Annotated in this window: 11 protein-coding genes and 4 tRNA genes; 1 reads left to right on the top strand and 14 read right to left on the bottom strand. The window is 55.8% G+C overall.

Annotated elements, in window-relative coordinates:
• Positions 1-55: 55 nt before the first annotated feature.
• The 14 genes from rpoC to HZS52_RS03535 all read right to left on the bottom strand — a co-directional run bounded on the left by rpoC (position 56) and on the right by HZS52_RS03535 (position 14839).
• Positions 56-4270 (bottom strand): DNA-directed RNA polymerase subunit beta', encoded by a 4215-nt coding sequence (gene rpoC / locus HZS52_RS03470; RefSeq protein WP_009288147.1) that lies wholly within the window; start codon positions 4268-4270, stop codon positions 56-58.
• A gap of 10 nt (positions 4271-4280) precedes the next feature.
• On the bottom strand, positions 4281-8357 hold the full coding sequence (gene rpoB, locus HZS52_RS03475; protein ID WP_022520869.1) for a DNA-directed RNA polymerase subunit beta: 4077 nt from the start codon (positions 8355-8357) through the stop codon (positions 4281-4283).
• A 345-nt stretch (positions 8358-8702) separates the two neighbouring features.
• Entirely contained in the window at positions 8703-9071 is a 369-nt protein-coding gene (gene rplL, locus HZS52_RS03480) for a 50S ribosomal protein L7/L12 (protein ID WP_022520870.1), read from the bottom strand.
• Between the two features lie 112 nt (positions 9072-9183).
• Positions 9184-9684, bottom strand: a complete 501-nt coding sequence (rplJ, locus tag HZS52_RS03485) for a 50S ribosomal protein L10 (protein WP_022520871.1) — start codon at positions 9682-9684, stop codon at positions 9184-9186.
• 319 nt (positions 9685-10003) lie between these two features.
• The gene (gene rplA / locus HZS52_RS03490) at positions 10004-10696 is read right to left on the bottom strand and encodes a 50S ribosomal protein L1 (protein ID WP_022520872.1); all 693 of its coding nucleotides are present in this window, start codon (positions 10694-10696) and stop codon (positions 10004-10006) included.
• 2 nt (positions 10697-10698) lie between these two features.
• Positions 10699-11130, bottom strand: coding sequence for a 50S ribosomal protein L11 (rplK, locus tag HZS52_RS03495; RefSeq protein ID WP_007112017.1), 432 nt, complete (start codon positions 11128-11130; stop codon positions 10699-10701).
• A gap of 132 nt (positions 11131-11262) precedes the next feature.
• On the bottom strand, positions 11263-11796 hold the full coding sequence (gene nusG, locus HZS52_RS03500; RefSeq protein ID WP_138800117.1) for a transcription termination/antitermination protein NusG: 534 nt from the start codon (positions 11794-11796) through the stop codon (positions 11263-11265).
• Between the two features lie 8 nt (positions 11797-11804).
• The gene (gene secE / locus HZS52_RS03505; RefSeq protein WP_022520874.1) at positions 11805-12188 is read right to left on the bottom strand and encodes a preprotein translocase subunit SecE; all 384 of its coding nucleotides are present in this window, start codon (positions 12186-12188) and stop codon (positions 11805-11807) included.
• 73 nt (positions 12189-12261) lie between these two features.
• A tRNA-Trp gene (locus HZS52_RS03510) sits at positions 12262-12337 on the bottom strand.
• A 199-nt stretch (positions 12338-12536) separates the two neighbouring features.
• Positions 12537-12611 (bottom strand) — tRNA-Thr (locus HZS52_RS03515).
• Positions 12612-12624: 13 nt separating this feature from the next.
• Positions 12625-12698 (bottom strand) — tRNA-Gly (locus HZS52_RS03520).
• A 106-nt stretch (positions 12699-12804) separates the two neighbouring features.
• Positions 12805-12888 (bottom strand) — tRNA-Tyr (locus tag HZS52_RS03525).
• Positions 12889-13007: 119 nt separating this feature from the next.
• Positions 13008-13847: a type III pantothenate kinase gene (locus HZS52_RS03530; RefSeq protein WP_022520875.1), complete on the bottom strand. Its 840-nt coding sequence runs from the start codon at positions 13845-13847 to the stop codon at positions 13008-13010.
• On the bottom strand, positions 13844-14839 hold the full coding sequence (locus HZS52_RS03535; RefSeq protein ID WP_009288153.1) for a biotin--[acetyl-CoA-carboxylase] ligase: 996 nt from the start codon (positions 14837-14839) through the stop codon (positions 13844-13846). The genes HZS52_RS03530 and HZS52_RS03535 overlap by 4 nt, the downstream gene beginning before the upstream one ends.
• Before the next feature lie 230 nt (positions 14840-15069).
• On the opposite strand from HZS52_RS03535, the gene typA reads away from it, so the two are divergent.
• Positions 15070-16920 (top strand): translational GTPase TypA, encoded by a 1851-nt coding sequence (gene typA, locus HZS52_RS03540; protein ID WP_053856923.1) that lies wholly within the window; start codon positions 15070-15072, stop codon positions 16918-16920.
• Positions 16921-16944: the final 24 nt, after the last annotated feature.

Here is a 16944-nt window from a genome sequence, read left to right on the forward strand (position 1 = left end):
CAGGTCAGCTATTCGTTTTACTTACTCATGTTACCTACTGCTTTAGGCGCCACATCTACAGCTCGTCGTCAGAATCGAGAGCGGTCAACTGTGCACCCAGCTCCTGTTCGACTTCGGTAGCCGAAGGATTGAACAGTTGCTCAACGTCTTCGCGCTTGCGACGACGTTCTGCGTGGTGAGTCAAGCCTGTACCAGCTGGTATCAGGCGACCAACCACCACGTTTTCTTTCAGGCCACGCAGGTAATCACGCTTGCCAGTCACCGCTGCTTCGGTCAGTACGCGGGTTGTCTCCTGGAAGGAGGCCGCGGAAATGAACGACTCGGTGGCCAAGCTGGCCTTGGTGATACCCAGCAGCATACGCTGATACTTGGCCGGGAATTTCTTCTCTTTTTCAAGGCGTTCGTTCTGTTCCAGCACGCGAACCAGTTCAGCCTGGTCGCCCGTGATGAAGTCAGAATCGCCCGAATCAGTAATCTCTACCTTACGCAGCATCTGACGCACAATGACTTCGATGTGCTTGTCGTTGATGCCTACGCCCTGCAGACGATAAACGTCCTGTACTTCGGCAGTGATGTACTTGGCGAGCTCCTCAACACCCAGCAAGCGCAGGATATCGTGCGGATTGCTCGGCCCATCGGAAATCACCTCGCCCTTCTCGACGGTTTCGCCTTCGAAGACGGCAATTTGACGCCATTTCGGAATCAGCGCTTCAAACGGATCGCCAGATTCCGGGGTAATGGTCAGACGACGCTTACCTTTGGTCTCTTTACCGAAGCTGATCACACCGCTGATCTCGGCCAGGATCGAGGACTCTTTCGGCTTACGCGCTTCGAACAAGTCAGCAACCCGCGGCAGACCACCGGTGATGTCTTTGTTCGCCGAGGCTTCTACCGGGATACGGGCAACCACTTCACCCACCCCGATCGTCACACCATCGTCGACCGAAATAATCGAGTTGCCCGGAAGCAGGTACTGAACCGGGGTGTTGGAGCCCGATACAGAGACGTACTCGCCCGAGCTGTCTTGCAGCATGACCATCGGGCGCTTGTCACGACCGGCCATGGGACGTGCTGCAGACTCGATCACCTCGATAGAGGAGAGGCCGGTCATCTCATCGACGCTGCGGTGCATGGTGACACCCTCGTCGAGATCAATGAACTGCGCCTTACCTTCTACTTCGGCAACGATCGGGTGGGTGTGCGGATCCCATTTGGCCACTGTCGCACCAGCGTCGACCACGTCGCCGTCGCGTACAGAAAGCTCAGCACCGTAAGGGAGCTTATAGTACTCACGCTCACGGCCATGGTCGTCAGCAACGGCCAGGGCGCTAGAACGAGATACCACCACCAGCTTACCGTCGGCACGCTCTACATGCTTGATGTTGTGCAGACGAACCTTACCGCCGTGCTTCACTTGTACGCTATCCACAGCAGACGAACGCGATGCCGCACCACCGATGTGGAAGGTACGCATGGTCAGCTGGGTACCCGGCTCACCGATGGACTGTGCGGCGATAACGCCGACGGCTTCACCGATGTTGACCTGATGGCCACGGGCCAAGTCACGGCCGTAACAGGAGGCACACACGCCGTGTGCGGTCTCACAGGTAATCGTAGAGCGAACGATGATCTCGTCTACACCCATGGTGTCGAGCTCGGCACACCATTTCTCGTCGAGCAAGGTACCTTTCGCGATCAAGACTTCACCGCTGCCTGGGTGAACCACATCCTGGGCGACTACACGACCAAGCACGCGCTGGGAAAGCGGTACGATAATGTCGCCGCCTTCGATGATCGGGTGCAGGGTCAAGCCATTTTCGGTACCACAGTCGACTTCGGTGATGACCAGGTCTTGCGCTACGTCTACCAAGCGACGCGTCAGGTAACCGGAGTTGGCGGTTTTCAACGCCGTATCCGCAAGACCTTTACGTGCACCGTGGGTCGAGATGAAGTACTGCAGTACGTTCAGACCTTCACGGAAGTTGGCGACGATCGGCGTTTCGATGATCGAGCCATCCGGCTTGGCCATCAGACCACGCATACCCGCCAACTGACGGATCTGGGCAGCACTACCACGGGCACCGGAGTCGGCCATGATGAAGACGCTGTTGAACGAGTCCTGCTCAACTTCGTTGCCATCACGATCGATGACGGTCTCTTTAGAGATACCCACCATCATCGCCTTGGCGACTTTATCGTTGGCCTTGGACCAGATATCGATAACCTTGTTGTACTTCTCGCCCGCTGTTACCAGGCCAGAAGAGAACTGGTCTTCGATCTCTTTAACTTCGGCTTCCGCTGCATCAACGATTTCAGTTTTTGCTTCGGGAATAACGAAGTCGTTAACACCGATTGAGGCGCCGGACCAGGTCGCGAGACGGAAACCGGTATACATCAGCTGGTCAGCGAAAATGACGGTCGGCTTGAGGCCGGCACGACGATAAACTTCGTTGATCAGGCTGGAGATCGCCTTCTTCTTCATCGGCTGGTCGATCAGCTCGAAGGGCACACCTTCGGGCAGAATGCGGAACAGCAGTGCACGGCCTACCGTCGTATCGTAAATACGGCGGTGGAAGCTACGCTCGCCGCTCTCTTCTTCGATATCGATTTCGTCCAGACGCACTTTGACCCGGGCGTGCAGCGATACTGACTGGGTACCGAAAGCGCGCTCTACCTCGTTGAGGTCAGAGAACACCATACCCTCGCCTTTGGCGTTGATCTTTTCGCGGGTCATGTAGTAAAGACCCAGTACAACGTCCTGGGACGGCACGATGATCGGCTCGCCGTTAGCGGGCGAAAGCACGTTGTTGGTGGCCATCATCAGCGCACGCGCTTCGAGCTGGGCTTCCAGGGTCAGCGGCACGTGTACCGCCATCTGGTCACCGTCAAAGTCGGCGTTGTAGGCGGCACATACCAGCGGGTGCAGCTGAATCGCTTTACCTTCGATCAGCAGCGGCTCAAACGCCTGGATACCCAGACGGTGAAGCGTGGGGGCGCGGTTAAGCAGTACCGGGTGCTCGCGGATAACATCGGCAAGGATGTCCCACACTTCCGGCAGCTCGCGCTCGACCATCTTCTTGGCGGCTTTGATCGTGGAGGCATAGCCCAGCGACTGCAGCTTGGAGTAGATAAACGGCTTGAACAGCTCAAGCGCCATTTTCTTGGGCAGACCACACTGGTGCAGACGCAGGGTCGGACCAACGGTAATTACCGAGCGGCCCGAGTAGTCGACGCGCTTACCCAGCAGGTTCTGACGGAAACGACCCTGCTTACCTTTGATCATGTCGGCGAGCGATTTCAGCGGGCGCTTGTTAGAGCCCGTGATCGCGCGGCCACGACGACCATTGTCGAGCAGTGCATCGACGGCTTCCTGGAGCATACGCTTCTCGTTGCGCACAATAATGTCCGGCGCATTGAGATCGAGCAGACGCTTCAGGCGGTTGTTACGGTTGATTACACGACGGTAAAGGTCGTTGAGATCGGAGGTCGCGAAACGGCCACCGTCCAGCGGTACCAGCGGACGCAGATCCGGTGGCAGCACGGGCAGCACTTCCATGACCATCCACGCCGGCGCGTTACCGGAGTGGTAGAAGGCTTCAAGCAGCTTGAGGCGCTTGGAGAGCTTCTTGATCTTGGTTTCGGAGTTAGTCTGCGGAATCTCTTCGCGCAGGTGGTTAATCTCTTCTTCCAGATCGATATCTTTGAGCAGCTCCTGAACGGCTTCGGCACCCATGCGGGCATCGAAGTCATCACCGAACTCTTCCAGTGCTTCAAAGTACTGCTCGTCGTTCATCAGCTGACCACGCTCCAGCGTGGTCATACCTGGATCGATAACGACAAAGCTTTCGAAATACAGCACGCGCTCGATATCACGCAGGGTCATATCGAGGAACATGCCGATACGCGACGGCAGTGACTTCAAAAACCAAATGTGTGCCACCGGCGAAGCGAGCTCGATGTGCCCCATGCGCTCACGGCGCACGGCGGCTTTGGTCACTTCTACGCCACACTTTTCGCAGATGATACCGCGGTGCTTCATGCGCTTATACTTGCCGCACAGGCACTCGTAATCCTTAACCGGGCCAAAAATCTTGGCGCAGAACAGGCCATCCCGCTCCGGTTTAAAGGTACGGTAGTTGATGGTCTCAGGCTTCTTCACCTCGCCAAACGACCAGGAGCGAATCATGTCCGGCGACGCCAGGGTAATCTTGATCGCGTCAAACTCTTCGGACTGAGACTGCGATTTGAGTACTTTCACCAAATCTTTCATGGGACGGCTCCTAGCTCTCTAACTCGATATCGATGCCCAGCGAGCGGATTTCCTTCACGAGTACGTTGAAGGATTCCGGCATGCCTGCCTGCATGGTGTGGTCGCCATCCACGATGTTTTTGTACATCTTGGTGCGGCCTTCGACGTCGTCCGACTTGACGGTGAGCATCTCTTGTAGCGTGTATGCAGCGCCGTAAGCTTCCAGCGCCCACACTTCCATCTCACCGAAGCGCTGACCACCGAATTGCGCCTTACCACCCAAGGGCTGCTGGGTAACCAGCGAGTAAGAACCAGTAGAACGCGCATGCATCTTGTCGTCTACCAAGTGGTTAAGCTTCAGCATGTACATGTAGCCAACGGTGACCGGACGGTCAAAAGCATCACCGGTACGGCCATCGAACAGGGCCATCTGACCCGACTCGGGGATGTCCGCCAGCTTCAGCAGGTGCTTGATTTCGTGCTCTTTGGCACCGTCAAACACCGGCGTGGCCATAGGCACACCACCTTTGAGGTTCTTCGCCAGGGCGATGATCTCGTCATCCGTCAGGGAGTCGAGATCTTCAACGCGCGTACCTTGCGTATTGTAGATCTGACCCAGGAAATCACGGATCTCGGCCACTTGCTGTCCACGTGCGTCGCGCAGCATGGCTTCGATCTTGACGCCCAAGCCACGTGCCGCCATACCCAGGTGGGTTTCCAAAATCTGACCGACGTTCATACGCGACGGTACGCCCAGCGGGTTCAGCACCACGTCGACCGGCTCGCCCTTTTCATCAAACGGCATGTCTTCGATGGGCATAATCGCCGAGATAACACCTTTGTTACCGTGACGACCGGCCATCTTGTCACCCGGCTGGATGCGACGCTTAACCGCCATATAGACTTTGACGATTTTTAGCACGCCCGGTGCGAGATCGTCGCCCTGGGTCAGCTTGCGCTTCTTATCTTCAAAGCGCTCGTCCATCTCTTTACGACGGGTTTCCAGCTGTTCGTCGGCCTGTGCCAGCAGCTCGTTGTAGGACTCATCCTGCATGCGCAGTTTGAACCACTGCTGACGCGGCAATTCATCCAGGTATGCCTCGTCGAGCACGTCACCTTTCTTGAGGTTCGGGCCGCCGTTAACAGCCTGACCGTCAAGGGTACGCTTTAGACGCTCAAAAGTGGCGTCTTCGGCGATACGGTAAGTCTCTTGGAGATCCTTACGAACTTCGTCAAGCTGAGTGCGCTCGATCGACAGGGCGCGTGAATCTTTCTCAACGCCGTCACGAGTAAACACCTGAACGTCGATGACCGTACCTTTCATGCCGGTGGGGGCACGCAGGGAAGTGTCTTTAACGTCAGACGCTTTCTCGCCGAAGATGGCACGTAGCAGCTTCTCTTCAGGCGTCAGCTGGGTTTCACCCTTCGGCGTTACTTTACCGACCAGAATATCGCCCGGGCCGACTTCGGCACCGATGTAGACAACGCCCGCTTCATCCAGCTTGGAGAGCGCAGACTCGCCCACGTTAGGGATATCGGAGGTAATTTCTTCCGAGCCCAACTTGGTGTCGCGGGACACACAGGTCAGTTCCTGAATGTGGATCGTGGTGAAACGGTCTTCTTGAACGACCCGCTCGGAAAGCAGGATGGAGTCCTCGAAGTTGTAACCGTTCCAGGGCATAAACGCGATGCGCATGTTCTGGCCCAGCGCCAGGTCGCCCATATCCACCGACGGGCCGTCAGCGAGAATATCGCCACGTGCCACGCTGTCGCCAGGCCGCACGATGGGGCGCTGGTTCATACAGGTGTTCTGGTTCGAGCGGGTGTACTTGGTCAGGTTGTAGATATCAACGCCGGCTTCACCGCCGATGATTTCATCTTCATTAACCCGTACCACGACACGACGCGCATCGACGGAATCAATCACGCCGCCGCGATTGGCCACCGCACAGACGCCGGAGTCACGGGCAACAAAGCGCTCCATGCCCGTACCTACCAGCGGCTTATCGGCACGCAGGGTCGGTACCGCCTGACGCTGCATGTTGGAACCCATCAAGGCGCGGTTGGCGTCATCGTGCTCCAGGAACGGAATCAATGCCGCTGCGACTGATACAACCTGACGTGGCGACACGTCCATTAGCGTCACTTGTTCAGGACGCATAAAGGTCGTTTCACCGCGGTGACGAACCTGAACCAGGTCATCACTTAACTTGTTGGACTCATCTACCGCTGCTGATGCCTGGGCGATAACGAAATCGCCCTCTTCGATCGCCGAGAGGTGAACGATGTCGTCGGTCAACTGACGATCAACCACTTTACGGTACGGCGTTTCGAGGAAACCGTAGCTGTTAGTGTGGCTGTAAGTGGCCAGCGAGTTAATCAGACCGATGTTCGGGCCTTCTGGCGTTTCGATCGGGCATAGACGCCCGTAGTGCGTGGCGTGAACGTCACGTACTTCGAAGCCAGCACGCTCACGGGTCAAACCACCGGGGCCGAGTGCCGACACACGACGCTTGTGGGTAACCTCAGAAAGCGGGTTGTTCTGATCCATAAACTGCGAAAGCTGGCTGGAACCGAAGAACTCCTTCACCGCCGCCGCGACCGGCTTGGCGTTGATCAAGTCTTGGGGCATCAGGCCTTCGCTTTCCGCCATGGAAAGACGCTCTTTCACGGCGCGCTCTACACGCACCAGGCCTACGCGGAACTGGTTCTCTGCCATCTCGCCCACACAGCGAATACGGCGGTTACCCAGGTGATCGATATCGTCAACGTCACCGAAGCCGTTACGGATACTGATCAGCTCGCGCAGCACATCAAGAATGTCTTTGCGATCTAGTACGCCGGAGCCCGTGTCAGTATCACGACGCAGGCGACGGTTGAACTTCATGCGGCCAACGCCAGACAGGTCGTAGCGGTCCTCAGAGAAGAACAGGTTGTTAAACAGCGTCTCGGCAGACTCTTTGGTGGGCGGTTCGCCGGGACGCATCATGCGGTAAATTTCGACTAACGCTTCAAGCGCGGAATTAGTAGCATCCAGCTTCAAGGTGTCGGAAATGAATGAACCGCAGTCGAGATCATTGGTGTAGAGCGTTTCCACCAAGGTAATGCCACCCTGGGCCATGCGCTCAAGCACCTCGGGAGTGATCTCGGTATTACACGGGCAGATCAGCTCGCCTGTTTTGGAGTCGATTTGATCTTTAGCCAGCGTTTTGCCGAACAGGTACTCCATCGGCACGTCCAGACGCTCAAGGCCGGCTTTTTCAAGCTGACGAATATGCTTCTGGGTAATCCGACGCCCCTCTTCAACGATCACATTGCCTTCGCCATCCTTGATGTCGAAAGTAGCTGTCTCGCCGCGCAGGCGCGACGGAACCAGCTCAACATAGAAACCGGATTTCTCAATGTGGAAGACGCTGGTTTCAAAGAACTCGGCCAGAATTTCTTCGGTGTTCATCCCCAGCGCACGCATCAGTACCGAGGCCGGCAGCTTGCGGCGACGGTCAATACGTACGAAAACGTTATCCTTGGGGTCAAACTCGAAGTCTAACCAGGAGCCACGATAAGGAATCACGCGAGCTGAATAGAGCAGCTTGCCGGAAGAGTGGCTCTTACCTTTGTCGTGATCGAAGAACACACCGGGCGAGCGGTGGAGCTGGGAGACGATAACCCGCTCAGTACCGTTGATAACAAAAGTACCGTTCTCAGTCATCAGGGGGATTTCCCCCATGTAGACTTCTTGCTCTTTAATATCTTTAATTGCTTTGTTCGAGGAGTCGCGATCATAGATGATCAAGCGAACCTTGACGCGCAGCGGGGCGGAGTAAGTCACGCCGCGCAGTTGGCACTCCTTAACATCGAACGCCGGCGTGCCAAAGCGGTAGCTGACATACTCAAGCGCTGCATTGCCGGAGAAGCTCTCAATCGGAAACACGGACTTGAATGCCGCGTGCAGACCGACCTCGTGACGCTCGTCGGGCGAACGATCTTGCTGGAGGAAGTCGTAATAGGAATCAAGCTGGATCGCCAGCAAGTAAGGCACATCCATCACTTGGGGCAGTTTGCCGAAATCCTTGCGGATGCGTTTTTTCTCAGTATATGAGTAAGCCATCTGTATTCCCCAGCTTGTTCACCATGGGTGACCGATGCGTGGTCATCTGCCCTTCGAGCTTCGTCAGACACAGACAGCAAGCTCCTCAATCGGTAGCTCGCCGTCGAAAATCTAGTTCGATAACTCAGTCGTCGATAACACTGTAGTCGATAACACTATCTTCAATAACGCCATCTTCAATAACGCTTTTACGTTTCTGTCGTGGCTACTCTCAATGAGCAGTACTGCTGTCGTTCAATATCACCGAGTGTTCGACACCAGCTACAACAGAAAAAGGCCGGCAGCGGGAAATCCCGCCGCCAGCCGTGGAAGCTTACGCAGCGCGTAAAGCCGTCCGCACAAGGCTTACTTGAGCTCGACGGTTGCGCCCGCTTCTTCCAGCTTGGCTTTAGCTGCTTCAGCGTCGTCTTTAGACAGACCTTCTTTGATGGTCGCCGGAGCGCCGTCAACAGCACCTTTAGCTTCTTTCAAGCCAAGGCCAGTGATCTCACGTACTGCTTTGATCACGTTAACTTTCTTGTCGCCAGCAGCGGTCAGAACTACGTCAAACTCAGTCTGTTCTTCAGCTACTTCGCCGCCAGCAGCCGGACCAGCCATTACGGCAGCGGCAGCAGAAACGCCGAATTTCTCTTCCATTGCTTCGATCAGCTCGACAACTTCCATTACGGTCATGTCGGCTACAGCATTGATGATATCGTCTTTAGACAGTGCCATTGTTTCATTCCTAACTTTGCGGGAGTCTCGGTCAGCCGAGGACTCAGGATTCATTGCTCGGTTCAGGCAGCGCCCTGGTTAGACCGTTTACGCCACCTGCAAGAAGAACTGCTTATGCAGCTTCTTGCTTCTGGTCGCGCAGAGCGGCCAGAGTACGAACCAGCTTGCCAGCGGAGGCTTCTTTCATTACCGACATCAACTTGGCAATTGCTTCGTCGTGAGTCGGTAGGGTTGCCAGACGGTCGATGTCAGCAGCCGGAATCAGCTCACCTTCGTAGGCCAACGCTTTTACTTCGAAGTTCTTGTCCGCTTTAGCAAACTCTTTGAACAGACGAGCGGCAGCGCCCGGATGATCAGTAGAGAAGGCCAACAACGTAGGACCAACGAAGCTATCGTTCAAGCACTCCCACTGAGTGCCCTCGAGAGCGCGGCGAGCCAGCGTATTACGTACAACACGCAGCTCTACACCATTCTCACGCGCCTGCTTGCGCAGATCGGTCATTTTACCAACCGTAACGCCGCGAGAATCAGCAACTACGACGGAGAGTGCGCCCTTGGCCGCTTCACTGACCTCGGCAACAATCGCTTTCTTGCCTTCAAGTGCTAGTGGCACAGTGATCACTCCTTCGTGCCGGAACCCAGGAAGGTTCCGGTGGTTACCATCTCTCCCCACTCTGCTGTGCTAAAAGCGCTGCAAAGCGGGAAGCCTTGGGGATGGTGCTCACCAGAAAGCCGTCTTAAGCTTAACCAACTGGCGGCCACACCATCTGCGCAGGCGCTTATAGGGCAATTAAGCCGCCCTTGTAAGTACTTGCGTACTTATCAAGCGCGGCACCTGCGGTCTTTGACGATGCCCCGGCCAGTGATAGCCACCAAACGGGGGACCGCAAAGTTCTTGCTCGGTTCCTACAAAAAAACCAACGATGACTCGCTTACGCGAAAGCAGAGTGATCGATTGTCAAACCCGGGCCCATGGTAGTAGACAGGGTCATTTTTTTGAAGTAAATGCCTTTAGACGAGCTCGGCTTGAGGCGCTTCAGGTCAGCAACCAGTGCCTCCAGGTTGCCGTTAATCGCTGAGGCGTCAAAATCCACTTTACCCAGGGTAGTGTGGATGATGCCGTTCTTGTCAGTACGGAAACGCACCTGACCCGCTTTGGCATTTTTAACCGCCGTCGCCACGTCGGGCGTTACGGTGCCAACTTTCGGGTTAGGCATTAGGCCACGCGGGCCTAGAATTTGACCTAGTTGACCTACAACGCGCATAGCATCGGGCGAAGCGATAACGACGTCAAAATCCATCACGCCTTTTTTCACTTGCTCAGCCAAGTCGTCCATACCCACGATGTCGGCGCCGGCTTCTTTAGCGGCATCGGCATTAGCACCTTGGGTGAAGACTGCAACGCGTACGTCTTTACCGGTACCGTTAGGCATGACGGTAGCGCCACGCACAACCTGGTCGGATTTGCGTGGATCAACGCCCAGGTTGATGGCGACATCAACAGACTCTTTGAATTTAACAGTAGACAGCTCAGAGAGCAGCGCAACCGCTTCTTCAATAGAGTAGGCTTTGGTAGTGTCTACTTTTTCGCGAATGATTTTCGCACGCTTAGACAGTTTAGCCATGATCAGAGACCCTCCACGTTTAGGCCCATGCTGCGAGCGCTGCCAGCAATGGTGCGTACAGCGGCATCGAGATTCGCAGCCGTCAAATCAGGCTCTTTAGTCTTGGCGATCTCTTCAAGCTGTTCACGCGTTACGGTGCCGACCTTCTTCTTGTTCGGCTCACCAGAACCGGACTTGATGCCAGCGGCTTTTTTCAGCAGCACGGCAGCAGGCGGCGTCTTGGTGACGAACGTGAAGCTACGGTCAGAGTAGACGGTGATCACGACTGGCGTCGGCAGGCCCGGCTCAATTTCTTGAGTCGCGGCGTTGAACGCCTTACAGAATTCCATGATGTTCACGCCGTGCTGACCCAGCGCAGGGCCTACCGGCGGACTTGGATTGGCTTTACCTGCAGCAACCTGCAGCTTGATATAAGCCTGTACTTTCTTGGCCATCTTTAACACTCCAGTTGGGTAATAGCGCCCGAAGGCTCCCCGGTACCAGTGAAACAGCTGACTAGCCATTTCACACGAATTAACACTTACCGCTTACTTACCATTCACTAGCTACTACTAACTATTCACTAGTTACTCTTTCTCGACCTGAGAGAACTCTAACTCAACAGGTGTAGAGCGCCCGAAGATCAGCACGCTGACATGCAGACGACTCTTTTCATAATTAACTTCTTCGACAACACCGTTGAAATCGGCAAACGGCCCATCGATAACGCGCACTGACTGGCCCGGTTCAAACATCGTTTTAGGCCGCGGCTTGTCAGTACCGTCTTTAACGCGCAGCAAAATTGCGTCTGCTTCACGAGAAGTAATTGGCGCTGGCTTCTCTTTTGTTCCACCGATAAAGCCCATAACACGCGGCGTCTCATTGACGAGGTGCCATGTTTCGTCGGCCATTTCCATCTCGACTAGTACGTAGCCGGGATAAAATTTGCGCTCGCTCTTGCGACGCTTGCCGTCACGCATTTCGACAACTTCTTCGGTCGGCACCAGAATTTCGCCAAAGCGATCTTCCATACCGTACATCTTCACACGCTCGATCAGTGAGCGCATGACATGCTTTTCAAAGCCAGAATAAGCGTGAACGACGTACCAACGTTTGGACATGAAAGCTCCTAACCAATGACGCCGGACATCGCCCAGCCAAGAAGAGTGTCGATCAACCACAGCATTAGCCCCACCACCAAGACGGCCACTAGCACAATGGCCGTGGTCTGAATGGTTTCGGGACGGGTCGGCCATACAACGCGCTGAATCTCTTTCTTGGCGCTTCTGGCAAGCTCTACTAAATCACGACCTTTGGTAGTGGTTAGCGCGATCAAACCTGCAATCACACACAACACCACCACACCAAGCACGCGGTAGAGCAGGCCAATATCGGCGAAATAGGTATTACCAACAACAGCAACGACAAGCAGCGCTACGACCGCCGCCCACTTGAGCCCGTCATGGCGCGTCTGTTGCACCTCGGCGCCATGTTTTACAGAACCAGGCTTCATAAAAACGAGACTCCTCAGGGTGCGGCGAACGATAAAAGAATTTTGGAAAAAGACATACCAACCTGGGGAAGGTTGGCAGGCCAGGAGGGAATCGAACCCCCAACCTGCGGTTTTGGAGACCGCTGCTCTGCCAATTGAGCTACTGGCCTGTATCGTCGTACTGACTTTCTACTACTTTTTGCTTCTATTTCTGCTAACAAGCGTCTTTTCGACCGCCTATACAACAGCGGGCGCCATGGTAGCGGAGAATCCCACACCTGACAACCCCTTCTTTACGCTCAAGCGTCACAAAAACCCACCCAAACGCAGAGACAAAAAAAGCGAGCTTCGCTCGCTTGATCTGCAATATGGAGCTCATGGACGGAATTGAACCGTCGACCTCACCCTTACCAAGGGTGTGCTCTACCCCTGAGCTACATGAGCTAAACACATCAACTGGAGCGGGCGGCGGGAATCGAACCCGCACCATCAGCTTGGAAGGCTGAGGTTCTACCATTGAACTACGCCCGCCGAACTTGCCTATAGAATGACAATCCGCTGCACGAGAAACAGTAGCTAACGCCCGCTTACCGGCTTTTCATTCCCAAACACTGAACAGTTCAGCGCCTGATAAACTTGGTGGAGAGGGAAGGATTCGAACCTTCGAAGCTTTCGCGGCAGATTTACAGTCTGCTCCCTTTGGCCACTCGGGAACCTCTCCAACTGTGGCGGCACATTATGCCAGCCTCCAAAACAGTGTCAAGCTAGATATTTACTTAATTTATCGCAGCTTGCGATGCCAGCGCATCTTCTGCCTGCCTTGGAACGCGCTGCATTCTGTCAAAGCAGCATGGAGAATGCAAGTGCCGCGCGAATCTTTTCTAGCGCTACCGGCTCAGGCACCCGCGGCGCACCCGACATTTTGCCCGCACGCTCGGCGAAAGTCATCGGAAAGCACGCCTCTAAGCCGCCATAAACCATATCCGGCCACACCGCATGAGGCACCTGCACTCCCCGTGAGACAACACGCGCATCGCCACCCGTCAACAGCATCGGCAGCGCCACACCCTCTTGATCGCACACTTCGCTATAAATGCGGTTAATGGCACTGACGGCGGCCATATAAATACCGTGATTAACCGCATCAACGGTGCGTCGTCCTGGCTCCAGCAACTCATCGGCCTCACTTTCAGGGTCGATGGCCACATTGCGAGTACCAAGCTTCAGGCTCTCTTTCATCAGGCGAAGACCGGGGATAATAAAGCCGCCCAGGTGCTGGCCCCCTGGCAGCACAAAGTCGATAGTAATCGCGCTGCCACAATCCACCGCACAGCAACCACCTGCTAGCTGATAGCCCGCCAGCGCCCCCATCCAACGATCGACGCCTAAACGCCCCGGCTCTTCGTAGCCATTAATCACGCCCAACGCCTCATGGGTTGAGTGCGCCACGTGCACATGACGCACCCGGCGGCGCAACAAGGCGACGGTTTCTTCCAGCACGGCCGCCCTGGCGACGCTTGATATACGTACCGCCTCGACCACGTCGAGATCGGGAATATCGGCCCCCGGGCGCCACTCTTCCCGGGTCCACACAGCCCCGCGGGAACGTATCTCGCTACTCTCGGCATCCTTGAGCCGCCATTTAGACAGCGTGTTGCCGATATCCAGATCCAGAATCATAAACGCCTGCGCACGCTGATCTCACCGCCGGCTAGGCGTCGCGAGTGACCATTTTCGGCAACCCAGAGGTTACCACTCTCATCCACTTCTCCGGCGATCGCATCGCTGGTCTGCTGTCCTTGAATCACTCTAATCGGCAGCCCCGCATAGGCGTGACGCTGATTCCACGCATCCCGCCAGGCGGCAAAGCCATGTTGTTCAAAGTTAGCCAGCATCGCCAGCAGGCCCGACACTACGTCTGAGGCCAACTGATTACGCGAGATATCCGGCAGTCGCTCGAAAAGCGCCGCAACAGGTTGGTCGATCGCTGCCCGCTGGGCAGCGGGCAGCCAAAGATTCATGCCCATACCAATGACGACTTCGCAGGGGCCTGCGGCATCCCCGGTCACTTCGATAAGAATACCGGCCAGCTTGCCTAACTCGTCGCCTGGGCCATCACCCTGCTCGGAGAGCAGGATATCGTTAGGCCACTTAAGCTTCGGCGCCACACCATGCTGCTCAAGCACTTGGGCAACGACAACGCCTACCGCCAAGCTCAAGCCCTCCAGCACCGCAATACCCGACTCAAAGCGCCAGCCCAGCGATAGCATTAAGCTCTGACCCCAGGGCGTCGACCAGACACGACCACGGCGCCCACGTCCCGCCGTTTGCAGCTCAACCAGGCACACTTCGCCATGCCCGGCGCCCTGCTCAAAGCGTTGGCGCAGATACTCATTGCTGGAGGGTAACTGGTCCTCAACAAACAGGCGCGCAAGGTGGTGGCGCGCCTGTGCGGGCAGCCGCTCCACGATTTTAGCGCCCTCCAAGGGCTCCAGGCGCTGCGAGAGCTGGTAGCCACGGCCTTTCACCGCCACTACCTCCACCCCTAGTGCTTCCAGTTTTTTTAACTGTTTCCACACCGCCGCACGAGAAATACCCAGCGCTTCACCCAGCTGCTCGCCAGAGTGAACCTCGCCATCGCTTAACAAACGCATCAGGTTGCCGATGGTCATGCTCCTGCCCCAGTGGGAAAAGCGCTAGTCTAGCGGATGGAGGTTCATGGCGAAAACATTCCTAGACCAAGGTTGATATGAGAGGCAGTAATATCAGCGAAGCCTTCGACATGGTAGAATGGCTATTGGACGCAAGCCCTGAGCCAAGATGGTCGGCAAATTGCCAGCCCTTGCGACCCGCATTTTCCGACCCGTGGACGAACGGGTGTTCACAAGAGTTCTCTCTCAGCATGCAAAACCAGCAAAACTCCAGCGCGGTTAATAACCTGCGCAACGTCGCGATCATAGCCCACGTTGACCATGGTAAAACCACACTGGTCGACAAGCTCCTGAGCCAGTCCGGCACCCTTGACCGTAAAGCAGAAGGTCAAGAGCGCATCATGGACTCAAACGATCAGGAAAAAGAGCGTGGCATTACCATTCTGGCCAAAAATACGGCCATTCAATGGCAAGACAGCCAAGGTAACGGCTACCACATCAACATCGTGGATACGCCTGGGCACGCCGATTTCGGCGGCGAGGTTGAGCGCGTCATGTCAATGGTCGATTCGGTGCTACTGCTAGTAGACGCCGTTGATGGCCCGATGCCGCAAACCCGCTTTGTGACCCAGAAAGCATTCGCCCAAGGCCTGAAGCCGATCGTGGTGGTCAACAAAATTGACCGTCCCGGCGCACGCCCTGACTGGGTTATCGACCAGATTTTTGACCTGTTCGACAACCTCGGTGCGTCTGACGAACAGCTCGATTTCCCAATCATCTACTGCTCTGCCCTAAACGGCATTGCCGGTATGGATCCTGAAGAGCTGGCGGACAACATGGATCCCATGTTCCAGGCCATCGTCGATATCGTCGAGCCGCCGAAGGTTGAGCTTGACGGCCCCTTCCAGATGCAGATCTCTGCGCTGGATTACAACAGCTATGTAGGCGTTATCGGCCTGGGTCGCATCAAGCGTGGCGCGGTGAAACCGAACCAGCAGGTGTCGATCATCGGCGTTGACGGCAATGTGCGTAAGGGCAAAATCGGTCAGGTCATGACCCATATGGGCCTTGAGCGCGTGCAGACCAACGAAGCCACCGCGGGCGACATCGTCTGTGTTACCGGCATCGACGATCTGTCGATTTCGGATACGCTATGCGATCCGGCCAAGGTCGAAGCGCTGCCGCCACTGTCCGTCGACGAACCGACCGTTTCAATGACCTTCCAGGTCAACGATTCACCGTTCGCCGGTAAAGACGGTAAGTTTGTGACCAGCCGCAACATCAAGGATCGCCTTGATCAAGAGCTGATTCACAACGTGGCCCTGCGCGTTGAGCAGGGCGAAACCCCTGAGAAGTTCAAGGTTTCTGGCCGTGGCGAGCTGCACCTCTCGGTGCTGATCGAAACCATGCGCCGTGAAGGCTTTGAGCTGGCCGTAGGCCGCCCCGAAGTCATCATCAAAGAGATCGACGGTGAGAAGCAGGAGCCCTACGAAGAGGTCATCATCGACTGTGAAGAGCAGCACCAAGGCTCGATCATGGAAGAGCTGGGCTACCGTAAAGGTGAGATGACCAACATGCTGCCGGACGGTAAAGGACGGGTTCGCCTGGACTTCATCATTCCTGCCCGCGGCTTGATCGGTTTCCGTGGCCAGTTTCTGACCCTGACTTCGGGCACCGGCATCCTGACCAGCCGCTTTGATCACTACGGCCCGCTGAAGCCTGAAGCCTCTATCGAGCGTCGCAACGGCGTGTTGGTTTCGATGGTCGACGGTAAAGCCCTTGCCTATGCGCTGTATGCGCTGCAAGAGCGCGGCAAGCTGATTATCGATCACGCCACGGAAGTTTACGAAGGCATGCTGATCGGTATCAACAACCGCGCTAACGACATGGTGGTTAACCCCACCAAAGGCAAGAAGCTCGACAACATGCGCTCCACCGGTAACGATGAAAACATCGTCTTAACCCCGCCGGTTAAGTTCTCCCTGGAGCAGGCCATTGAGTTCCTCGACTCTGACGAGCTCGTCGAAGTCACGCCGGCGCACATACGCCTGCGCAAAAAGCTGCTGAAAGAAACCGAGCGTAAGCGTTACAGCAAGAAGTAATCCGTTCCAAGCAGTCAGTACCCA

The organism is Vreelandella titanicae, assembly GCF_014697095.1.
Taxonomy (GTDB): domain Bacteria; phylum Pseudomonadota; class Gammaproteobacteria; order Pseudomonadales; family Halomonadaceae; genus Vreelandella; species Vreelandella titanicae.